At 66.4% G+C, this 19,378-nt stretch carries 20 protein-coding genes and 1 pseudogene; 4 read left to right on the top strand and 17 right to left on the bottom strand.

Annotation, left to right across the window (positions count from 1 at the left end; genetic code table 11):
• The 12 genes from hypF to A5784_RS18800 form a co-directional block, all read right to left on the bottom strand.
• Positions 1–2,298 carry a carbamoyltransferase HypF gene (hypF, locus tag A5784_RS18850; RefSeq protein WP_064946427.1) on the bottom strand — a complete coding sequence of 766 codons (2,298 nt, stop codon included), beginning with the start codon at positions 2,296–2,298 and terminating at the stop codon, positions 1–3.
• A complete protein-coding gene (locus tag A5784_RS18845) occupies positions 2,295–2,549 on the bottom strand; it encodes a HypC/HybG/HupF family hydrogenase formation chaperone (protein WP_064946426.1) in 255 nt (84 codons plus the stop codon). Before A5784_RS18845 ends, hypF begins: the two co-directional genes overlap by 4 nt.
• A 2-nt stretch (positions 2,550–2,551) precedes the next feature.
• Positions 2,552–3,028, bottom strand: coding sequence for a hydrogenase maturation protease (locus A5784_RS18840; protein WP_082944932.1), 477 nt, complete (start codon positions 3,026–3,028; stop codon positions 2,552–2,554).
• Positions 3,029–3,036: 8 nt separating this feature from the next.
• Entirely contained in the window at positions 3,037–3,156 is a 120-nt protein-coding gene (locus A5784_RS39960) for a DUF6893 family small protein (RefSeq protein WP_156750649.1), read from the bottom strand.
• Between the two features lie 11 nt (positions 3,157–3,167).
• On the bottom strand, positions 3,168–4,490 hold the full coding sequence (locus tag A5784_RS18835) for a hypothetical protein (RefSeq protein WP_064946425.1): 1,323 nt from the start codon (positions 4,488–4,490) through the stop codon (positions 3,168–3,170).
• On the bottom strand, positions 4,487–5,143 hold the full coding sequence (locus tag A5784_RS18830; RefSeq protein ID WP_064946424.1) for a DUF6084 family protein: 657 nt from the start codon (positions 5,141–5,143) through the stop codon (positions 4,487–4,489). The genes A5784_RS18835 and A5784_RS18830 overlap by 4 nt, the downstream gene beginning before the upstream one ends.
• A complete protein-coding gene (locus tag A5784_RS18825; protein WP_064946423.1) occupies positions 5,140–5,772 on the bottom strand; it encodes a DUF5947 family protein in 633 nt (210 codons plus the stop codon). Before A5784_RS18825 ends, A5784_RS18830 begins: the two co-directional genes overlap by 4 nt.
• Positions 5,769–6,668 carry a NifU family protein gene (locus A5784_RS18820; protein ID WP_064946422.1) on the bottom strand — a complete coding sequence of 300 codons (900 nt, stop codon included), beginning with the start codon at positions 6,666–6,668 and terminating at the stop codon, positions 5,769–5,771. Before A5784_RS18820 ends, A5784_RS18825 begins: the two co-directional genes overlap by 4 nt.
• A gap of 3 nt (positions 6,669–6,671) precedes the next feature.
• Positions 6,672–8,468 (bottom strand): nickel-dependent hydrogenase large subunit, encoded by a 1,797-nt coding sequence (locus tag A5784_RS18815; protein WP_064946421.1) that lies wholly within the window; start codon positions 8,466–8,468, stop codon positions 6,672–6,674.
• 103 nt (positions 8,469–8,571) lie between these two features.
• Positions 8,572–9,627, bottom strand: coding sequence for an NADH-quinone oxidoreductase subunit B family protein (locus A5784_RS18810; RefSeq protein WP_064946420.1), 1,056 nt, complete (start codon positions 9,625–9,627; stop codon positions 8,572–8,574).
• A gap of 89 nt (positions 9,628–9,716) precedes the next feature.
• Positions 9,717–10,520, bottom strand: a complete 804-nt coding sequence (hypB, locus tag A5784_RS18805) for a hydrogenase nickel incorporation protein HypB (RefSeq protein ID WP_064946419.1) — start codon at positions 10,518–10,520, stop codon at positions 9,717–9,719.
• Between the two features lies 1 nt (position 10,521).
• Positions 10,522–10,851: a hydrogenase maturation nickel metallochaperone HypA/HybF gene (locus A5784_RS18800; RefSeq protein ID WP_064946418.1), complete on the bottom strand. Its 330-nt coding sequence runs from the start codon at positions 10,849–10,851 to the stop codon at positions 10,522–10,524.
• Positions 10,852–11,046: 195 nt separating this feature from the next.
• Between A5784_RS18800 and recA the strand changes: the two genes are divergently transcribed.
• Positions 11,047–12,093 (top strand): recombinase RecA, encoded by a 1,047-nt coding sequence (gene recA / locus A5784_RS18795; protein ID WP_064946417.1) that lies wholly within the window; start codon positions 11,047–11,049, stop codon positions 12,091–12,093.
• On the top strand, positions 12,062–12,622 hold the full coding sequence (recX, locus tag A5784_RS18790; protein WP_064946416.1) for a recombination regulator RecX: 561 nt from the start codon (positions 12,062–12,064) through the stop codon (positions 12,620–12,622). Before recA ends, recX begins: the two co-directional genes overlap by 32 nt.
• An 11-nt stretch (positions 12,623–12,633) precedes the next feature.
• On the opposite strand, the gene A5784_RS18785 is transcribed toward recX, so the two are convergent.
• From A5784_RS18785 to A5784_RS18775, 4 genes and pseudogenes are all read right to left on the bottom strand, one after another.
• Positions 12,634–13,530 carry an amino acid ABC transporter permease gene (locus A5784_RS18785; protein WP_064946415.1) on the bottom strand — a complete coding sequence of 299 codons (897 nt, stop codon included), beginning with the start codon at positions 13,528–13,530 and terminating at the stop codon, positions 12,634–12,636.
• A 31-nt stretch (positions 13,531–13,561) separates the two neighbouring features.
• A complete protein-coding gene (locus A5784_RS39245) occupies positions 13,562–14,212 on the bottom strand; it encodes an amino acid ABC transporter permease (RefSeq protein ID WP_232006133.1) in 651 nt (216 codons plus the stop codon).
• Positions 14,213–14,275: 63 nt separating this feature from the next.
• Positions 14,276–15,088, bottom strand: a pseudogene (locus A5784_RS39240) (glutamate ABC transporter substrate-binding protein); the annotation flags it as partial.
• A 14-nt stretch (positions 15,089–15,102) separates the two neighbouring features.
• A complete protein-coding gene (locus A5784_RS18775; protein WP_197514797.1) occupies positions 15,103–15,831 on the bottom strand; it encodes an amino acid ABC transporter ATP-binding protein in 729 nt (242 codons plus the stop codon).
• An 81-nt stretch (positions 15,832–15,912) separates the two neighbouring features.
• On the opposite strand from A5784_RS18775, the gene miaB reads away from it, so the two are divergent.
• The gene (miaB, locus tag A5784_RS18770; protein WP_064946412.1) at positions 15,913–17,490 is read left to right on the top strand and encodes a tRNA (N6-isopentenyl adenosine(37)-C2)-methylthiotransferase MiaB; all 1,578 of its coding nucleotides are present in this window, start codon (positions 15,913–15,915) and stop codon (positions 17,488–17,490) included.
• The gene (locus A5784_RS18765) at positions 17,478–18,074 is read left to right on the top strand and encodes an Rv2732c family membrane protein (protein ID WP_064946411.1); all 597 of its coding nucleotides are present in this window, start codon (positions 17,478–17,480) and stop codon (positions 18,072–18,074) included. Before miaB ends, A5784_RS18765 begins: the two co-directional genes overlap by 13 nt.
• Positions 18,075–18,104: 30 nt before the next feature.
• On the opposite strand, the gene A5784_RS18760 is transcribed toward A5784_RS18765, so the two are convergent.
• On the bottom strand, positions 18,105–19,322 hold the full coding sequence (locus A5784_RS18760; RefSeq protein ID WP_064946467.1) for a DUF349 domain-containing protein: 1,218 nt from the start codon (positions 19,320–19,322) through the stop codon (positions 18,105–18,107).
• Positions 19,323–19,378 lie beyond the last annotated feature (56 nt).

Below are 19,378 nucleotides of genomic sequence, written 5' to 3'. Positions count from 1 at the left end.
TCACCCGGCATTTCCGACCAGGAGCTGGCCCAGCGCGATGCCGCCGTCGTTCGGCGGCACCTGGCGGTGGGTGAACACCTGGAATCCTTTGGTGTGCAGCGCGGTCAGCGTCTGGCGCAGCAGCAGCGCATTTTGGAACACCCCGCCTGAGAGCACCACGGGCTGGCCCGGCACCGCGCGGATTTCGGCCAGTGCGACGATCAGATCGGCCACCGCCCGATGGAATCGGGCCCCGATCACCGCGACCGGTACGTCGCCGCGGAGATCCTCGATCACGGCCGCGAGCACCGGCCCGGGATCGAACACCAGCGGATGCCGGTCGGTGTCGAGGGTGAACGTGTAATGGGTGGTACCGGCGGCACAGCGGCCTCTGCCGGCTTCGGCGGTGCGCGACAACCCCTCCAGCTCGATGGCGGCCTGCGCCTCGTAGTCCACCACCTGACGCACCCCGATCAAGGCGGCGACGGCGTCAAAGAGCCGGCCCATGCTGGAGGTCGGGGTGCACCCGGCGTCCCTGCGCAACTGATGTTCGAGTACGCGCAACTCGTCGGACGGACATGCCCGCACCGGCGGCAGGTCAGTGTCCCAGTCGAGCCCGGCTGCCCGTAGATGCGACAGTGCCATCCGGTAGGGCCGTCGGACGCTGATGTCGCCGCCGGGCATCGGCACATATCGCAGGTGCGCCAGCCGCTGGTAACCCTTGTAGTCCGCTTCGAGCAGCTCGCCACCCCACACCGCGCCGTCGGGGCCGTATCCGGTTCCGTCGAACGCGAATCCGAGCACCGGACAGTCCAGGCCGTGTTCAGCCATCGCCGCGGCGATATGGGCGTGGTGGTGCTGCACCGTCCGCACCGGTCGGCCGTCGGCGTGGCGGTGCGCCCAGCCAGTCGACCGATACTCGGGATGAGCGTCGGCGACAAGGACTTCGGGCGCGACGTTGGTGAGCGCCTCGAGGTGCCGGACCGCTTGGCCGAACGCGGTGAGCGTGGCCAGCCCGTCCATGTCGCCGATGTGTGCGCTCAACCAGGCGTAGCGCTGATCGGCCACGGCCAGAGTGTTCTTGACATCGGCACCCACGGCCAGCGTGGGTGGTACGGCTGCGGGGAGGGCAACGGGCAGTGGCGCGTATCCCCGTGAGCGGCGGATCGGAAGTTCGGTGCCCTCGACCACGCGGAGCACGGAGTCGTCGCAGGGCACCAGGATCGCCCTGTCGTGCGTGAGCCAGCCGTCGGCCAGGAACGAAAGCCGGTGCAGCGCATCGTTGTCGGTGTAGCAGATCGGTTCGCCACTGAGATTGGCCGACGTCATCACGAGCACGCGGGGCGCCGGTCGGTCGCCGGGTAGCCCGAACAGCAGGGCGTGCAGCGGACTGTAGGCGAGCATCACCCCGAGGTCGGGATTGTGTGGAGCGACGGAGTCGGCGACCGCCGCACCGGGGCGGCGCGGCAGCAGGACGATCGGACGCGCCGGGCTGCCCAACAACCGCGCTGCGGCAGCGCCGATGTCGGCGATGTCGTGTGCTGCGGCAAGGTTGGGCACCATCACCGCGAACGGCTTGTCACCGCGGCGTTTGCGTCGGCGCAGTTCGGCGACCGCTCGGTGATCGCTCGCATCGCAGGCCAGATGGTAGCCGCCGATTCCCTTGACGCCGAGGATTTTCCCGTCGCACAGCAGTTGCCGGGCAGCCTGCACCCCGGATTCGGCTGTGGCGGTGGTGTCGCCGTGGAAGGTCACGGTAGGCCCGCACCGCGGGCAGCACACCGGCTGCGCGTGGAACCGCCGGTCGGCGGGGTCGGTGTACTCCCGCGCGCAGTCGGCGCACATGGCGAAAGGAGCCATCGCCGTCGCCGCGCGGTCATAGGGCAGTGATGCGATGATGGTGAAGCGGGGGCCGCAGTTGGTGCAGTTGATGAACGCGTGCCGGTAGCGGCGATCAGCCGGATCGCGCTGTTCGGCCGCACATTCGGCGCACATCGCGACATCGGGTGAGGCCAGGGTGCGGCCGCCGTCGGCCCTCGAGGTATCGGCGATGACGAATCCGGTCCCGCCTGTCACCGGGATGCGCGCTGTCTCGATCGACTCGACGACGGCCAGCGGAGGGGGATTGTCGCGCAGCCGATTCAAGAATTCGTCGAGGGCGATGCGTTCGCCCTCGACCTCGATGACCGCACCCGAACTGTCGTTGCGCACACATCCCGTCAGGCCCAACGCCGCCGCGGTGGTGTACACGTACGGCCGGAAACCGACGCCCTGCACCACGCCGTGGACGCCGACTCGAAGTCGTTGTCGCACACTCATGGTGGATCCTCGGTGCTGCGGCCGCGGCCGAGTAGCTCAAGTCCGCGCAGGGCCGCGTCGGCACCGGCCGCGTCGGTCTTGTCGACGGCGAAGCCCATGTGGATGATCACCCAGTCGCCGGGGCGCAAGGTCGCATCGGCCAGCATGCCGACGTTGACCTTGCGGTGCTCACCGGCCACGTCCACGAGGGCGAGCTGACCGCCGTAGCCCTCCAGCATGCCCACCACCTGCCCCGGGATTCCCAGACACATGATCAGACCTCCCGGTTCGCGAGGCGGGCCGTCGCGGCTTCGATCGCCGCGACCGCATGGGGAATCGCCGCTGTCACACTGTCGGACAGGCCGATGCCGTCGGCGACTGTTTCGACTTCGCAGCCGATCACCACCGTGTAGGGCGGTGCGCCGCCGAGCGCGGTGAGACCGGCGAACACCGCCGCCGGGTCCATCGCGTGGGCATCGAGACCGGCCGGGCCGGGCAGGCCTGCGAAGTCGGCTTCGAACACGTGCAGTGTCCCCGGTGATCCCTGGCACGGGAGCGCGTCGACCAGGATCAGGGCATCCCAGTCGTCGAGCAGGTCGTACGCCAGATGCATGCCGCGGATCCCGTAGTCGCGCATGCGGATTCGCGCGTCGTCGGCATGTCGGGAAACATGCCTGATCACCTCGGGCCCGAATCCGTCGTCTCCGAGGAAGATGTTGCCGATACCGGCTACCAGTACTCCTGACGTGATGTCACCGGCTACATGCGACGCATCTTCAGGTAACGCTGGGCATCGGGAATCGACCTCAGGCCGACCACTGCTGCGGCGGCCACGACAGCCGCCACGACCACGACGGCGATCCAACCCACGACTTCCATTGCGACTCCTTTCATTGCACCAACGGTTCGACTTCATCGGGTGAGAAGTACAGGTAGCGGCCATACCATTCGTGAAGGTCGGCGGCCGGATCGTCGTCGAGCACGACGCCAAGATGGTGCTCGCCGTCGACATCCTCGTGCACCGACGTCACGCGCGCGATCTTGTCGACGAAGAACAGGTCCTGGGCGTCGGCGCGGCGCGACGGGTGCAGCCGGACGCGGCTGCCTCGACTCACCCGCACCCCGTTGACCAGCACAGCATCGACGGCAGGGTCGACCGCGCCGTCGGCAAGGGGATCCCACCACTCGATGCCGTCGGGCAGTTCCGGGATGAGTCCCGGTTCGCCGGAAGCATGTGGATTGCGCAGCACGCCATGCAGATTGAGCATCGCCTCGGGCGACATCGACTCGCACCGGTCGATGATGTTCGCGGCGCGCGGGTCGGTCGCGCGGGCCTGCGCCTTCTCCTGGTCGGTCATCGTCATGATCCGCAGCGTGAGGATCTCGTCGATTTCGGTCGAGTCGTAGAGCGCGCCCCCACTTTGCTCGGCGATCTCGGGATGGTCGTAGAGGATGATCGGTGACACCAGCATGAGCCGGTTTTCCTCGGGTGGGCCGGCCAGGACGGGAAAGCAGCGCTGATGCTTGCATCTGGATGCTGCGGCGCTCGCGTCTGCGGGCGGGTCCAGCAGAGAGACCAATTCGCCGTCGGCGACGGACAGTACAAGATGGGTTCCGATCAACGACACCGCGATGGCGTCGTCCTTGCTCGACGCGGGCGCCGCGGTGTTTGTGATGGACACGCTCAGCCGTAGCAGCCCGTCGTCGGGCTCGCACGCGACGGTAAGCTCCCCGCGTAGCTCGCGTCTCGACCGCACCAACCGTCCGCCTTCGAGATATTCGATATCGGCGCCCGGTCGAACCGCCACATGGCATGTCTGTGCCGCGCCGAGCTCGGCCAGATCGAACGGGCCGAACTGGATTTCGTGTTCGATCGCCTCATCCCACGTGAGCCACACTCCGTGTGCGGTCACCAGTTCGTCGACCGCTTCGAACCGCTGCCCGGAGCAGCGACGCTCGGCGGTGCGGCGCTGCAGTTGGAGGAACCGAACAACGACCGAAACCTCCGGGCGGTCGTGCGGACGGACGAGCAGCTGGGTCGACAGCACGCTGTCCTCCCCGATCCCGGTCTGGGCCGCGCCAGTGGGACCCAACACACCGAATTGCCAGCGGGACTGGTTCTTCTGCGAGTCGGCCCGATAGGGATACAACAGATAGCCCTCGTAGAGGACCGCGTCGGCGACCGCCCGTACCTGTTCCCAATCGGCGCTCATGAAATTTCCTGCCGGGACAACAGCGTGGTGATGGTCTCGTCGAAGGACAGCAGACCATGTCGGGACTTGTAGGCGGCCAGGTCCGTGAGTGTGTCGTGCCTCAGGCGCAGCCAACCGGTGTTCGGGAAGTGTTGCGCGATCAGGTTCTGCCATATCGCGACCGGCATGTCGAACCGGTCCTCACGGTCCCATGGCACCTGGGTGACGGCGAAGCCGCGCGATCCACGGGTGAATACGGTACCGCTGAACAGGAACTGCAACGGGATGGTTCCGCCGCGCAGGGCGTGCAGGTACTTCGCGGCAGCCACCTCGAAGTCGTAGGTGCATTCGAGTGCGAGCCCGACCTGGGTGGTGCCGGTGAACCCAGGCACCATGGCGGTGGCGTGCTGCCACAAGAAGGTGCGCTGGGTGGTGTTCCAGCGTTCGCGCGGGCCGAAAAGGTCCAGCAGACCGGTGGCCTCGTCGTCGCGGTAGCCGCGCCGCATGGGTTCGATGCGCACCTGACAACGCAGCGCCAGCGCATGGACGGGGTCGTCACCGATCGCCGCCACGCCGACGCGCGCGGTGAGGATCGGTGTCACCGCATAGGGTTCGGGGCTGACCTCAAGGACGGCGAAGGTCAGCTCCGTCGCCGGCGGCGTCGGGCCGGTCATGGTGGCACCACCCGGCTGCGGTGCGCGAGTGCGCCGAAGTACTCGGCGATGTAGCGGCGGACGTCGTGCCCACCGTCGAATCCGCGCCACAGCAACCGTATTCGGCCGACGAACTCGTAGCACGAGTCGATGGGGACGACGTAGCACTCAGGTTCCAGGGAGTCGTCGTCGGGCAGGCGGATCAGCAAGGCCTCGGTATCGGCGGCAGGCAGGCCCAGCCTGGGGTCAAGGTCGAGCATCGTGTTCCAGGCGTCCAGATCGAGTTCGGATTCGGTGGCGCCCGCCGGACCCGGATAGAACGCGACGATCCGGCCGAGTGCGGAGTTGCGAAAGAAGAACGCCAGACCGACGGGAATCTGCAGGGCTTCCCAATCTGCCCTGCTGACAGCACAATCGGGAAACACCAGATAGCGGTCGGGGACCGCGCGGTACCGCAGCTGTGCCTCACTGTCGGTGAACAGCAGGTAGCAGCCGCGGCATACGCACATCAGTTGGCGGCCTTCGACATTGACCACGTGCTGGTGTTCGTCGGGGATGGGCTCCGAGCACATCTCACACTGCTCACCGGGCTCCTCCGGTGCACCGCGGCCCGCACGGATCCGGGCCAGTACGTCCAACGGGCTGTTCACGTCATGGCTTCCTGCGCGATCGCCATCGACGGCACGCCGTCGCGCCTCAACACCGGGACGGGCTCGAGGTGCTGATCGCTGCCGTCATCCTGCGCACGACCGGCGTGAACCGCGTCGAAACCGCAACCGCAATGCGGGCACGTCAACACCGTGCCGGTCAGTGTCGCCCCCGCCATCCCACGGGTGCAGACCGGACAGCGATCGCGGTACCCGAACAGTTCGTCGTCGATGCGGCACACGAGCACCGATGTGCCTGCGACGGCGAAACCGCCCACCTCTGCGGGCATCAGGTCGTCGAGTGCGGGCACGGGATGCCAGGTGGCGGATCGATGTCCGTTGGTGTGCACGCGGGCCAGCAGCGACTGCGCGGGGATCAGCTGACGAGCGTCGCCGTCGGGCACCACCTCGATCGAAGAGACTTCGGGCGCGGCATTTTTGACCGCGTCCTCGATGGCCAATTCGAGAGTGGCCGCCGAGGACGGGCAACTCTTGCAGCTTCCGCTGAACCGCAGCCGGACCACCGGCCCGTCGACTTCGAGCAGATCGACATCGCCGCCATGCGACCCGAGGTAGGGGCGGACCCGGTCGAGCGCGTCGGCGATCCTCCGCTCGACCGGATGCGGATGCAGGCCGTGGACGAGCAGCAGACTGGCCACCAGATCGTCGCCTGCCACCGCTTCGACCATGGCCGGATCTGCGGCGAGGATCGTCAAGATCCGTTGCAGCCCGGCGCCGTACAGATCGGTCACCTCGCGTACGAGCCGTTCGGCACGATCCAGTGCCGCAGCCCCGCCGGCGGCGCTGGCGTCCAGGAGATTCTGTATTCGGTCGCCTGCCGAGCGCCAGTGCGCTACGTCATCGGGTTCGTCGTGGACCGGCGTTACGGCGGGCGTCATGTGTCAGTCCACGGTGGCTGACTGGGTGGGGGAATGCATGAGCTCCAAGGACTTTCCGTTCCCGAGGTACATGTGCACGCCACACGGCAGGCAGGGGTCGAAGCTACGCACCGTGCGCATGACGTCGATGCCCTTGAAATGCTCCCGGTCGTTCTCCTCGAATATCGGTTGACCCTGCACCGCATCCTCGTATGGCCCCGGAGTGCCGTAGCTGTCACGCGGATTGGCGTTCCACGGTGTCGGCGGATACGGGTGGTAGTTGGCGATCTTGCCATCCCGGATCACCATGTGGTGGCTCAGCACGCCACGAACGGCCTCGGTGAAGCCGCATCCGATGGCCTCGTCGGGCACATCGAATTTCTCCCACGTCTTGGTGCGGCCGGCTCGGATTTCCGCCAACGCCTGCTCGGCGAAGTGCAGCGCGCATGCCGCGGCGTAGGCCTGGAAGTAGGTGCGGGCCCGGTTGCGTTCGATGGTGTTGCTGCCCTTGTCCGGAATCTTCCATTCGAACTCGACGGGACCCTTCAGCGCGGTCTTCGGCAGATTGATCTGGACGCTGCGGCCGGTGGCCTTGACGTAGCCGATGTCGACGAGACCGGCGAGCGCCGTCGACCACAGCCGGGCCAGCGGGCCGCCGCCGGTGTCCAGCGCCAGGTGATTGGTGCCGTCGTACCAGCGCGGCGACATCACCCAGCTGTAGGCCTCGTCGAAGTCACGCTTCTGCGGCTTGGGGTTGGTGTGCTGGTTCCACGGGTGGCGTCGGTCGATCGGGTTGCCGAGCGGGTCGGTCTTGACGAACATCTCCTGATCGGACCAGTCGTCGTAATAGCTGTGCCCCAACAGGATCCGAATGCCGAGGTTGATGTCCACCAGTGAGTGGGTGACGAGTTTGCCGTCGACCACCACGCCGGGTGTGACGAACATGGCGTCGCCCCAACGCTCCATGTCCTTGTAGGCGAAATTGCACACCTCGGGATCCTGGAAGGACCCCCAGCACCCGAGCAGGGTGCGGCGCAGACCGACCTGGTCATAGCCCGGCAGGGCCTCGTAGAAGAAATCGAACAGATCGTCGTGCATCGGCACGACCTTCTTCATGAACTCGACGTAACGCATCAGCCGGGTCATGTAGTCGGTCATCAGCTGCACCGTCGCGGTCGTGCCGATACCGCCGGGATACAGCGTCGACGGGTGGACGTGGCGACCTTCCATGAGGCAGAACATCTCTCGCGTCCACCTGCTGACCTGCAGGGCCTCCCGGTAGAACTCGCCGGTGAACGGGTTGAGGGCCCGCATGATGTCGGCGATGGTGCGGTGGCCGTGCGCGTCGGCATGCGGTGCGGCTGTGTTCTCGGCCTTGGCCAGCACGCTGGGATTGGTCTCGGACACCATCTTCTCGCAGTAGTCCACGCCCACCAGGTTCTCCTGGAAGATGTTGTGGTCGAACATGTATTCCGCGGCCTCGCCGAGGTTCACCAGCCATTCGCCGAGATGCGGTGGCTTGACCCCGTAGGCCATGTTCTGGCAATAGCATGAGCAGGTCGCGTGGTTGTCGCCGCAGATACCGCAGATGCGACTGGTGATGAAGTGTGCGTCGCGCGGGTCCTTGCCTTTCATGAAGATCGAGTAGCCGCGGAATATCGATGAGGTGCTGTGGCATTCGACGACTTCGCGGTTCTCGAAGTCGATCTTGGTGTAGATGCCGAGGCTGCCGACGATGCGCGTGATCGGGTCCCATGCCATCTCCACCAGTTGGCCGGGTTCGCGCTTGATGTGTGACGGCTCGGGGATGATGGTTGTCATCGAACTTCTCTTTCAAGTGGGCAGATAAAGCCAGGAATGCCAACTGTTCCCGTGTTCCGGCGGGAGATTGACGGGTCGGGGCCACGTTGCCCCGACCCCGCATCTACCAGGTGCGAGTAGCTCCGGTCTCCAGCGTCGTACCGCGATGGCGCCACTTGGGCTCCTTGTCGACGGTGCGGCCGGTGACGTGGCGCAGGCTGCGGATCACCGATCCGTAGAGCCCGGATGCTGTCGTGGACACCTTGCCGCCTGGTGGTTCGTCCATGAACGGCATGAACTTGTCCGGGAAGCCCGGCATGGTGCACCCGATGCAGATGCCGCCGACGTTGGGGCAACCGCCGATCCCGTTGATCCAACCGCGCTTGGGCACGTTGCACTTGACCACGGGGCCCCAACAGCCGAGTTTCACAATGCATTTCGGTGACCCGTATTCGGTTGCGAAGTCGCCTTGCTCGTAATAGCCCGCGCGGTCACAGCCTTCGTGGACGGTGTTGCCGAACAGCCATGTGGGTCGGAGCGCGTCATCCAACGGGATCATGGGCGCCTGGTCGGTGGCCATGTACAGCAGGTAGGTCAGGGTCTCGGCGAGGTTGTCCGGTTGGATCGGGCAACCCGGCACGCAGACGATCGGGATACCGGCCTTGCTCTTCCAGTCCCAGCCGAGATAGTCGGGAACCCCCATGGCGCCGGTCGGATTGCCCGCCATCGCATGGATGCCACCGTAGGTGGCGCAGGTTCCGACCGCGACGACGGCCGTGGCCTTGGGGGTCAGCCGATCCAGCCATTCGCTGGTGGTCATCGGCTGGTTGGTCGCCGGGTCGTTGCCGAACCCGCACCAGTAACCCTCGCTCTTGATCTGTTCGTTGGGAATGGAGCCCTCGACAACGAGGACGAACGGATCGAGTTCCCCTCTGTCGGCTTTGAAGAACCACGCGAGGAAATCATCGGCACCGCCGGCCGGACCACATTCGAAGTCGATCAAGGGCCAGTGGACGGCGATTTTCGGTAGACCGGGAAGGGCTCCGAGGGCAATTTCTTCGATGCTCGGTTGAGTGGCGGCAGTCAACGCCACCGAGTCACCATCACAACTCAATCCGGCGTTGATCCACAGCACATGGATCAGTGCCTCTTCCGCTTTGACCGCCGCCTCTGTTGGCATACGTCACGGCTTCCTTGGGGCCCGGGCTGGGAGTCCCAAACTCTGATCTAGACGCTCACCGGCTTCTTCAGGGCGCCTGAAATCTGGGTCTACTCCTGGGAGTTCATGTTGTCAACGGCCGACGCTGACATCACGGTTTTTGCGCAGGTGTCAATCCAGGAGTACCACTGCTCGAGGCCGTCCCCGCGCGTCGCTGACACCGGCAGGATTTCAACCCCGGAATTGACGGATCGAGCTCTGCTACAACAGGTGTCGATGTCGAAATCCACGTAGGGCATGAGGTCGATCTTGTTGATGAGGACCAGGTCCGCGACCGCGAACATGTAAGGGTATTTCAATGGTTTGTCGGCCCCCTCGGTTACCGAGACAACGACGACTTTGTTGCGTTCGCCAAGGTCGAACAGGGCCGGGCAGACCAGGTTTCCGACGTTCTCGATGAACAACACCGAATCGGGCTCGGGATCGAGCGCGTCGAGGGCCCCGCCGACCATGTTCGCGTCCAGATGACAGCCGGCCCCGGTGTTGACCTGAACCGAGCGGGCGCCCGCGGACCTGATCCGGTCGGCGTCGAGCAGGGTCTCCTGATCTCCTTCGATGACCGCGATGGGTCGACGGGCCCCGTACTCGCGGACGGTGCGCTCGAGGAGAGTGGTCTTGCCCGCCCCCGGCGAACTCGTCACGTTGAGGGCCAGGATGCCGCGGCGGGCGAGCCACCGGCGATTCTCTTCGGCGACGAGGTCGTTCTTGGCGAGCACTTTCTGTTCGAGCGTGACGGTCTCGGTGTGCTCGCCGTGAGGGTGGTGGTGCTCATGAGGATGGTGGTGATCGTTGCCGGGGATGGTGATCGTCGGGCCGTCGTGGCCGTCGTCGCCGCAACCGCAGGTGGCGCACATGTCAACTCACTTCCATCGAGAGGATGCGTAGATCCCGCCCGGCGGTCACCTCGACGTCGGCGCTGCCGCACCGGCAGAGCAGGATCAGGTCGGGAAGTTCGAAATCGGTCCCGCAGCCGCGGCAGTGTGCCGTGCCCGGTTGGATGTCGAGGTCCAGTCGGGCGCCGTCGGCGACCGTGCCCTTGGTCACCAGATCGAAGCAGAACAGCATGGAGTCCGGGACGACTGCGCACAGCGCTCCGACTTCGAGTCGCACACTGCATACCCGACGACCGGCGGCGTGTTCACACACCGCGTCGACAACGCTCTGGGTTATCGCCAACTCGTGCATCGCTGCCCCGTTCGGGCCGGATCTCCTCACGATATGCCTGAATCGCCGTAACCACGGCGTGTCCACTTGAATCGAACAGGTGTTCGTCTACTGTGGGTTGCAGTTCGACTGAGCTGACTTGTCGGTGGCCTGCTCTAGCGTCACGGCCAACCGATCGGAACACCGGTCAACACGACTACTTGGAGAGGCACCACCATGGCGCAGCAAGCCCCTGATCGCGAAAAAGCCCTCGAGCTGGCGATGGCGCAGATCGACAAGAATTTCGGCAAAGGTTCGGTGATGCGCCTCGGCGAGGAGGTGCGCCAGCCGATCTCGGTGATCCCCACCGGATCGATCTCGCTGGACGTGGCGCTGGGCATCGGCGGCCTGCCGCGCGGCAGGGTCGTCGAGATCTACGGCCCGGAATCCTCGGGTAAGACCACGGTGGCGCTGCACGCGGTGGCCAACGCCCAGGCCGCAGGCGGTATCGCGGCGTTCATCGACGCCGAGCACGCACTGGATCCCGAGTACGCCAAGAAGCTCGGGGTGGACACCGACTCGCTGCTGGTGAGCCAGCCCGACACCGGTGAGCAGGCGCTGGAGATCGCCGACATGCTGGTCCGCTCCGGCGCGCTGGACATCCTGGTGATCGACTCGGTCGCTGCCCTGGTGCCTCGCGCCGAGATCGAGGGCGAGATGGGTGACAGCCACGTCGGCCTGCAGGCCCGCCTGATGAGCCAGGCGTTGCGGAAGATGACCGGCGCGCTGAACAACTCGGGCACCACCGCGATCTTCATCAACCAGCTCCGCGAGAAGATCGGCGTGATGTTCGGTTCACCCGAAACCACCACGGGCGGTAAGGCATTGAAGTTCTACGCCTCGGTTCGGCTGGACGTCCGCCGCATCGAGACCCTCAAGGACGGTACGGACGCGGTCGGTAACCGCACCCGTGTCAAGGTCGTCAAGAACAAGGTCTCGCCGCCGTTCAAGCAGGCCGAGTTCGACATCCTTTACGGTCACGGCATCAGCCGCGAAGGCTCGCTCATCGACATGGGTGTCGAGCACGGTTTCATCCGCAAGTCCGGGTCCTGGTTCACCTACGACGGTGAACAGCTGGGGCAGGGCAAGGAGAATGCTCGAAAGTTCTTGCTGGAGAACGTCAACGTCGCCAACGAGATCGAGAAGAAGATCAAGGAGAAGCTCGGTATCGGCGCCGATGTGACCGTGAACGATGACGCACTTCCCGCCCCGGTCGACTTCTGAGTCGGCTGACGACACCCGCGAAGAGCAGACGCAGGATCCCGGCAAGCGCGAGGAGCAGGCGCGTGACGTGTGTCTGCGTCTGCTCACCGTGCGAGCACGCACCCGCGCGGAGCTGGAGGGCCAGCTCGCCAAACGGGGCTATCCCGACGAGGTGAGCGCCAAAGTCCTCGACCGGCTTGCCGATGTCGGGTTGGTCGACGACGAGGACTTCGCCGAGCAGTGGGTCCGGACACGGCATGCCAACTCCGGAAAAGGTAAGCGCGCCTTGGCCGTCGAGCTTCGCAAGAAGGGCGTCGACGGCGAGGTCATCTCCGCTGCGCTGGCCGACCTCGACCCGGCCGCCGAACGCCAACGCGCCGAGCAGCTGGTACGCGACAAGCTTCGCCGTGAACGGCTGAGCGATGACGACGACGCGAAGGTGACACGTCGCCTGGTCGGCATGCTGGCCCGTCGCGGCTACAGCCAGTCGATGGCCTTCGATGTGGTCAGCGTCGAGTTGGCCAGCGAGCGGGAGCGCCGCCGGGTGTAGCGGGGCCCGAGCTAATCCCGCTGGTCCTGCAACACCACCGCGCCGGGTGCGCCTTCCTGCTCGACGGCCTCGGCACGCATGGGCGCCGGGCCGCGCGTGGACCGGCGCATCCGGCGTTCCAGCCGGGTCGCCAATGCCGAGAGCGCGAAGTTCACGGTGATCATCAGCACGGCGATGACGATCAGGGCGGGAATGTAGTTGCCGTACGCCGAACCGACGACCGTGCCCTGACGCACCATTTCCACGAACGTGATCTGGTAGCCGATCGCCGTGTCCTTCAGTACCACGACCATCTGTGACACCAGCACCGGCAGCATCGAGGTGATGGCCTGGGGGAGCAGGATCGACCGCATGGTCTGGCCCCACGTCAGCCCCAGGGCCGAGGCGGCCTCGGCCTGGCCGCGCGGCAACGCGTGCACGCCGGCCCGGACGATCTCGGCGATCACCGCGCCGTTGTAGAGCGTCAGGCCCGTCACGACGCCCGCCAGCGCCAGCTGCTTGGACGGGAACACGTCGTACATCGCGTACAGGGCGTAGCTGAACAGCATCATGATCAGCACCGGTACTGCGCGGAAGAACTCGACGACCACCGCGCACAGCCACCGCAGCGGGCCGATCGGCGACAGTCGACCGACCCCCAGCACACAGCCGAGCACGAGCGCCAGCACGATCGACAACACCGCCGCGGTCAGCGTGCCCTGCACACCGGGCAATACGTACGTCGTCCACAGGCCGCCGGTCAGGAACGGCTTCCATTTCTCCGCGGTGAGCTGCCCGGCGTCCCCGAACCGCCACACCACCGCGACCGCGGCGATCAGCACCACGGCGACCGTCAAGACGGCGGTCACGCGATTGCGCGCCCGGGCCCGCGGACCTGGAGCGTCGTAGAGAACCGATGACTCAGCCATCAGTGTTCTCCGTTCTTCGCGCGAGCGCTCATCACCGAACCACCGCCCAGCGTTTCCCGAGCCAGCCGAACAACAATCCCAGTGGCAGGGTGAGCACCAGGAATCCGGCGGCGAAGATGCTGCCCACCGCCATCAGGGCCGCAGTGTTCTCGATCATCTCCTTCATCAGCAACGCCGCCTCGGCCACACCGATCGCCGAGGCGATGGTGGTGTTCTTGACCAGGGCGATCAGCACCGAGCCCAGCGGGATGATGACCGCGCGGAAAGCCTGCGGTAACAAGATGATTCGCAGATTCTGACCGAAACTCAGCCCGAGCGAGCGGGCTGCCTCGGCCTGGCCGATGGGCACGGTGTTCACCCCGGACCGCAGCGTCTCGCACACGAACGACGCGGTGTAGACGGTCAGGCCGAGCACGGCCAGCCGGAATCCACTGTCGGCGATGGACGTCGGGGAGTTCGGATTGGTCAGCGTGATGTGCAACGTCGTCCCGATACCCAGCGAGCAGAAGATGAGGATCAGCGTCAGCGGCGTATTGCGCACCACGTTGACGTAGGCCGCACCCAGCCACCGCATCACCGGCACGGGCGACAGTCGCATCGCGGCCAGCAGGGTGCCCAGCAGCAGCGCCCCGATCGCCGAGTACACGGTCAGCTTGATCGTGGTCCAGAACGCCGACACCATCTGCCCGCTGTACTTGCCGAGGTTCAGGCCACCGGTCTCGCCTGCTTCAGTGCCGGTTGAGGTGTCCAGTGGCGGCGGGGCGGGGGTGGCGATACCCGCAGGCCCGAGGTTGCGCTCGAACGCGGCCTGCCAGGCCCCTTCCTGCTGCATCTTGACGATGGCTTTGTTGATCTTGGTCTGCAGCGTGGTGTCACCCTTACGCAGACCGATGCCGTACTTCTCGACCGAGAACGGCTTGCCGACGACTTTGAAAGCGCCGGGGAACTGGGTGGCGAAGCCGGCCAGGATCACTTCGTCGGTGCTCAGCGCGTCGATGGCGCCGGTGCGCAGCGCCTCGACACAGGCCGAATAGGTGTCGTACTGCTGCAGCTGCACGCCGGGATACTTGTCCTTGATGCGCTGAGCGGGTGTCGAGCCGGTCACCGAGCACAGCTTTTTGCCGTTCTGCAGCGACTCGACGCCGGTGATGTCGGTGTCGTCGGCCCGCACCAGCAAGCCTTGCCCGGTGATCAGATACGGCCCGGCGAAGCTGACCTTCTTCTTGCGGGCGTCGGTGATCGAGTAGGTGGCGACGATGTAGTCGACCTGGCCGTTCTCGATCAGCGTCTCCCGCTGACCGGACGGCGCCTCTTTCCATTCGATCTGGTCGGGTTTGTAACCCAGCTCCCCGGCGACATAGGTGGCGACGTCGACGTCGAACCCGGCCATCGAGCCGTCGGGTTTCTTGACCGCCAGGCCGGGCTGGTCGAACTTGGTGCCGATGACGAGCTTGTTGCTGTCGCTTCCGCAGCCGGAGGCGATGAACGGCAACGCGGCGGCCAACAGCGCGAGGACGATCAGGCGTAGCGGCCGGGCGCGGCGAGTGCGAGTGGGCATCTGGTCGCCGCCCCTCAGTGTTCGAGGATCTTGCCGAGGAAGTCCTTGGCCCGGTCGGACTTCGGATTGGTGAAGAACTCCTCGGGTGCGGCGTCCTCGACGACGGCGCCGTCGGCCATGAACACCACCCGGTGTGACGCGCGGCGGGCGAAGCCCATCTCGTGGGTGACCACCACCATGGTCATGCCTTCGCCGGCGAGGTCCGTCATCACGGCGAGCACTTCGTTGATCATCTCCGGATCGAGCGCGCTCGTCGGCTCGTCGAACAACATCACCTTCGGGTTCATGGCCAGCGAGCGCGCGATCGCCACGCGCTGCTGCTGGCCGCCGGAGAGCTGGGCCGGATACTTGTCGGCCTGACTGGCGACACCGACGCGTTCCAGCAGCGTCATCGCCTCCTTGCGCGTCTTCTCCTTGTCGGCCTTACGCACCTTGATGGGTGCGAGCGTGACGTTCTCGAGGATCGTCTTGTGCGCGAACAAGTTGAACGACTGGAACACCATGCCGACATCGGCGCGCAGTTGGGCCAGCTTGCGGCCCTCGGCGGGCAGCGGGTCGCCGTCGATGGTGATGGTTCCGGTGTCGATGGGTTCGAGCCGGTTGATCGTGCGGCACAGCGTCGACTTGCCGGAGCCCGAGGGACCCAGCACGACGACGACTTGTCCGCGCTGCACTTCGAGGTTGATGTCCTTGAGGACGTGGAGGGCGCCGAAATGCTTGTTGACGCCCTGGATCGAGATCATCGGGACCGAGGTCGCGGTGGCCATGGGTGCAGACCCTACCCAGGGAACGCTCAGCTTGGGGCGTATCCGCGTCCCCGTAACATGTTCGTCGTGACTTCCACGGTGGCGCGCGGCGCTCAGACACCCCACGAGGGGGAGTCGGACGTGCGTACCTACCAGGTCCGTACGTACGGCTGCCAGATGAATGTGCACGATTCGGAGCGACTGTCGGGTCTGCTCGAATCGGCGGGTTACCGGCGTGCCGCCGACGAGGCCGAGGCCGACATCGTCGTGTTCAACACGTGCGCGGTGCGCGAGAACGCCGACAACAAGCTGTACGGAAACCTGAGCCACCTGGCACCGCGCAAGCAGTCCGACCCGAACATGCAGATCGCGGTCGGTGGCTGCCTGGCGCAGAAGGACCGCGACGCGGTCCTGAAGAAGGCGCCGTGGGTCGATGTGGTCTTCGGCACCCACAACATCGGTTCGCTGCCGACGCTGCTGGAACGTGCCCGGCACAACCGCGAAGCTCAGGTCGAGATCGTCGAAGCGCTGCAGGAATTCCCTTCGACCCTGCCTGCAGCCCGCGAATCCGCTTATGCGGCATGGGTTTCCATCTCGGTGGGGTGTAACAACACCTGCACGTTCTGCATCGTGCCCGCGTTGCGGGGCAAAGAGGTGGACCGCAGGCCCGGCGACATCCTTGCCGAGGTGCAGTCTCTCGTCGACCAGGGTGTGCTCGAAATCACGCTACTGGGCCAGAACGTCAACGCCTACGGCGTGTCGTTTTCGGACGAGCGCTTGCGCGAGGACCCGGCCAACTGGGCCGATGTCCCGCGCGATCGCACCGCGTTCTCGAAACTGCTGCGGGCCTGCGGAAAGATCGACGGCCTTGAGCGGGTGCGGTTCACCTCGCCGCATCCGGCCGAGTTCACCGACGACGTCATCGAGGCGATGGCCCAGACACCGAACGTGTGCCCGACGCTGCACATGCCGTTGCAGTCGGGTTCGGACCGCATCCTCAAGGCGATGCGCCGCTCCTACCGGGCCGAGCGCTATCTCGGCATCATCGACAAGGTGCGCGCCGCGATCCCGCACGCAGCCATCACCACCGACATCATCGTCGGGTTCCCAGGCGAAACCGAGGAAGACTTCCAGGCCACCCTCAACGTCGTCGAGCGGGCCCGGTTCGCAAGCGCTTTCACGTTCCAGTACTCGATCCGCCCCGGCACCCCGGCCGCCACCATGGCCGACCAACTCCCCAAAGATGTTGTGACCGAGCGTTATCAGCGCCTGATCGACCTGCAGGAGCGAATCTCGCTGCAGGACAACCAAGCTCAGGTGGGGCGCACCGTCGAGCTGTTGGTCGCCACCGGTGAGGGCCGCAAAGACGCCGCGACCGCGCGGATGTCGGGCCGGGCCAGGGACGGCCGGCTGGTGCACTTCACACCAGGCGGCATCGCGCGCGACGTGATCCGGCCCGGCGACATCGTGACCACGACGGTCACCGCGGCCGCCCCACATCATCTGATTGCCGACGCGCCTGTGACGCAGCACCGGCGCACCCGCGCGGGAGATGCCCACGCGGCCGGGCAGCGGCCGCGCACCGGCGTCGGCCTGGGGTTGCCCCGCGTCGGCGCTCCGCCTGTCCAACCCCCATCGGGAGGATGCAGCTGTTGACCGACGAGCACTTCGACGAGTTCAAGGGTGACCTCGACGCCGTCGAACGCAAGATGGCCCGGGAATTCGATCCCGGCAGCCGGGCGGTGGTGGTGGCGATCCTCGTGTTCGTCGTGCTGCTGTCCTTCGTGCTGCCCCACACCGGGGCGAGCAAGGGTTTCGACGTGCTGGTCGGTGACGCCACGGCGGTCGCCGACGGCATCTCCCTGCCGTCGCGGGTGTTCACCTGGATGGCGCTGGTCTTCGCGGTGGGTTTCTCGACGCTGGCGCTGCTGACGCGGCGGTGGGCCCTGGCGTGGGTGGCACTCGCCGGCTCGGCGGTGGCAAGCGCCACCGGCATGCTGGCGGTGTGGTCACGGCAGACCGCCGTGCACCATCCCGGCCCCGGCATCGGGCTGATCATCGCGTGGATCGCGGTGATCGTGCTGACGTTCCACTGGGCGCGCGTGGTGTGGTCGCGGACAGCGGTCCAGTTGGCCGCCGAGGAAGAGCGTCGCCGTGCGGCCGCCAAGCGACACCAGCGCGGCCTGCTCGACGACATCAAGGACGCCAAGCCCACCGACCCCGACAACCCGGACGCCTGACGGCGTAACCGGGTAGGGGACCGTCCTGGCCTACCGGCGTTTGCCCAGCGACTCCGCGGCGGCGTCGGCCCACTGGCGCCACTGCTCGGCACTGGCACGGGCCGCCTCGGCTTCCTTGGTCCGACCCGCGGCCTCGGCCTTCTGCGCCTGCTTCTCGAACTGCTCGACGCGGCTGCGGAACTGGTCGGCGCGGGCCTGGGCTTCCGGGTCGACGCCACCGGTCGGGGCATCGCGGATCTTCTTCTCGATCACCCGCAACCGACGTTCCAGCTCGGCGCTGCGTTCGCGGGGCACCTTGCCGATCGCGTCCCACTTGTCGCCGATCGTGCGCAGCGCTGCCCGGGCGGCGTCCAGGTCGGCCGTGTCGAGCTTCTCGGCCTCGGCCAGCAACGCTTCCTTGGCCACGGCGTTGGCCTCCAACTCGGCGTCACGCTCAGCGTGGGCGGCGTTGCGCGCGGAGAAGAACACGTCCTGAGCAGCCTTGAACCGCTGCCACAACGCGTCGTCGACGTCCTTGGCCGCGCGGCCGACGGCCTTCCACTGGTTGAGCAGGTCGCGGAACGCCGCGCCGGTGGCGCCCCAGTCGGTGGAGTCGGCCAACTGCTCGGCCTTCTCACACAGTTCTTCCTTGGCTTGCCGGGCGCTGGCCCGGCCGCGGTCGAGCTCGGCGAAATGCGAGCCGCGCCTGCGGTTGAACGTCTCGCGTGCCGCCGAATAGCGCTTCCACAGCGCGTCGTCGACCTTGCGGTCCAGCCCGGTGATCGAGCGCCACTCATCGAGAATCTCGCGAAGCCGGTCGCCTGCGGCCTTCCACTGGGTGGCGTTGGCGGCCAGGTCCTCAGCCTCGGCGGCCAGCGCCTCCTTGCGGGCGGTCTGCGTGGCGCGATGCTCGTCCCGCTGCGCGCGTTCGGTCGCGGCGGCCGAGTCAGCTTGGTCGAGGATGGCTGTCAGCCGGGCGCTCAACGCATCGATATCGCCGAGAACCGCTGCGGTGGGCAGGGTTTCGGCCAGGGAGGCCGCTGCGGTTTTGATCTTGCGGGCGTCGCCCGTGCCGGAGGACAGCCGGTGTTCGAGCAGCGCCACCTCGGTGTGCAGATCGTCGAAGCGGCGGCCGAAATGCGCGAAGGCCGACTCGTTGTCGCCTGCCTGCCAGGACCCGATGACGCGTTCGCCGGACCCGGTGATCAGCCAGACCGTGCCGTCGTCATCCACGCGACCGAACCGGTGCGGATCGCTTGCCGGCGGCACGGGCACGACCGGTGCCGCTGTCTCTTATACACATCTGACGCTGCCGACGATCGCAT

Origin of the sequence: Mycobacterium sp. 852013-50091_SCH5140682, from assembly GCF_001665685.1 — a bacterium.
GTDB lineage: Bacteria > Actinomycetota > Actinomycetes > Mycobacteriales > Mycobacteriaceae > Mycobacterium.
This window is presented reverse-complemented; position numbering and strand designations above follow the sequence as displayed.

Bases quoted from the DNA above. Each gene is read 5' to 3' on its own strand.
- A5784_RS18830 (WP_064946424.1), bottom strand. From the start codon at position 5,143: ATGACCGGCCCGACGCCGCCGGCGACGGAGCTGACCTTCGCCGTCCTT.
- A5784_RS18785 (WP_064946415.1), bottom strand. From the start codon at position 13,530: ATGGCTGAGTCATCGGTTCTCTACGACGCTCCAGGTCCGCGGGCCCGG.
- A5784_RS18800 (WP_064946418.1), bottom strand. From the start codon at position 10,851: ATGCACGAGTTGGCGATAACCCAGAGCGTTGTCGACGCGGTGTGTGAA.
- A5784_RS18815 (WP_064946421.1), bottom strand. From the start codon at position 8,468: ATGACAACCATCATCCCCGAGCCGTCACACATCAAGCGCGAACCCGGC.
- hypB (WP_064946419.1), bottom strand. From the start codon at position 10,520: ATGTGCGCCACCTGCGGTTGCGGCGACGACGGCCACGACGGCCCGACG.
- miaB (WP_064946412.1), top strand. From the start codon at position 15,913: ATGTTCGTCGTGACTTCCACGGTGGCGCGCGGCGCTCAGACACCCCAC.
- A5784_RS18775 (WP_197514797.1), bottom strand. From the start codon at position 15,831: ATGATCTCGATCCAGGGCGTCAACAAGCATTTCGGCGCCCTCCACGTC.
- A5784_RS18765 (WP_064946411.1), top strand. From the start codon at position 17,478: ATGCAGCTGTTGACCGACGAGCACTTCGACGAGTTCAAGGGTGACCTC.
- A5784_RS39960 (WP_156750649.1), bottom strand. From the start codon at position 3,156: ATGGAAGTCGTGGGTTGGATCGCCGTCGTGGTCGTGGCGGCTGTCGTG.
- A5784_RS18820 (WP_064946422.1), bottom strand. From the start codon at position 6,668: ATGACGCCCGCCGTAACGCCGGTCCACGACGAACCCGATGACGTAGCG.
- A5784_RS18810 (WP_064946420.1), bottom strand. From the start codon at position 9,627: ATGCCAACAGAGGCGGCGGTCAAAGCGGAAGAGGCACTGATCCATGTG.
- A5784_RS39245 (WP_232006133.1), bottom strand. From the start codon at position 14,212: ATGGTGTCGGCGTTCTGGACCACGATCAAGCTGACCGTGTACTCGGCG.
- recA (WP_064946417.1), top strand. From the start codon at position 11,047: ATGGCGCAGCAAGCCCCTGATCGCGAAAAAGCCCTCGAGCTGGCGATG.
- hypF (WP_064946427.1), bottom strand. From the start codon at position 2,298: ATGAGTGTGCGACAACGACTTCGAGTCGGCGTCCACGGCGTGGTGCAG.
- A5784_RS18835 (WP_064946425.1), bottom strand. From the start codon at position 4,490: ATGAGCGCCGATTGGGAACAGGTACGGGCGGTCGCCGACGCGGTCCTC.
- recX (WP_064946416.1), top strand. From the start codon at position 12,062: ATGACGCACTTCCCGCCCCGGTCGACTTCTGAGTCGGCTGACGACACC.
- A5784_RS18845 (WP_064946426.1), bottom strand. From the start codon at position 2,549: ATGTGTCTGGGAATCCCGGGGCAGGTGGTGGGCATGCTGGAGGGCTAC.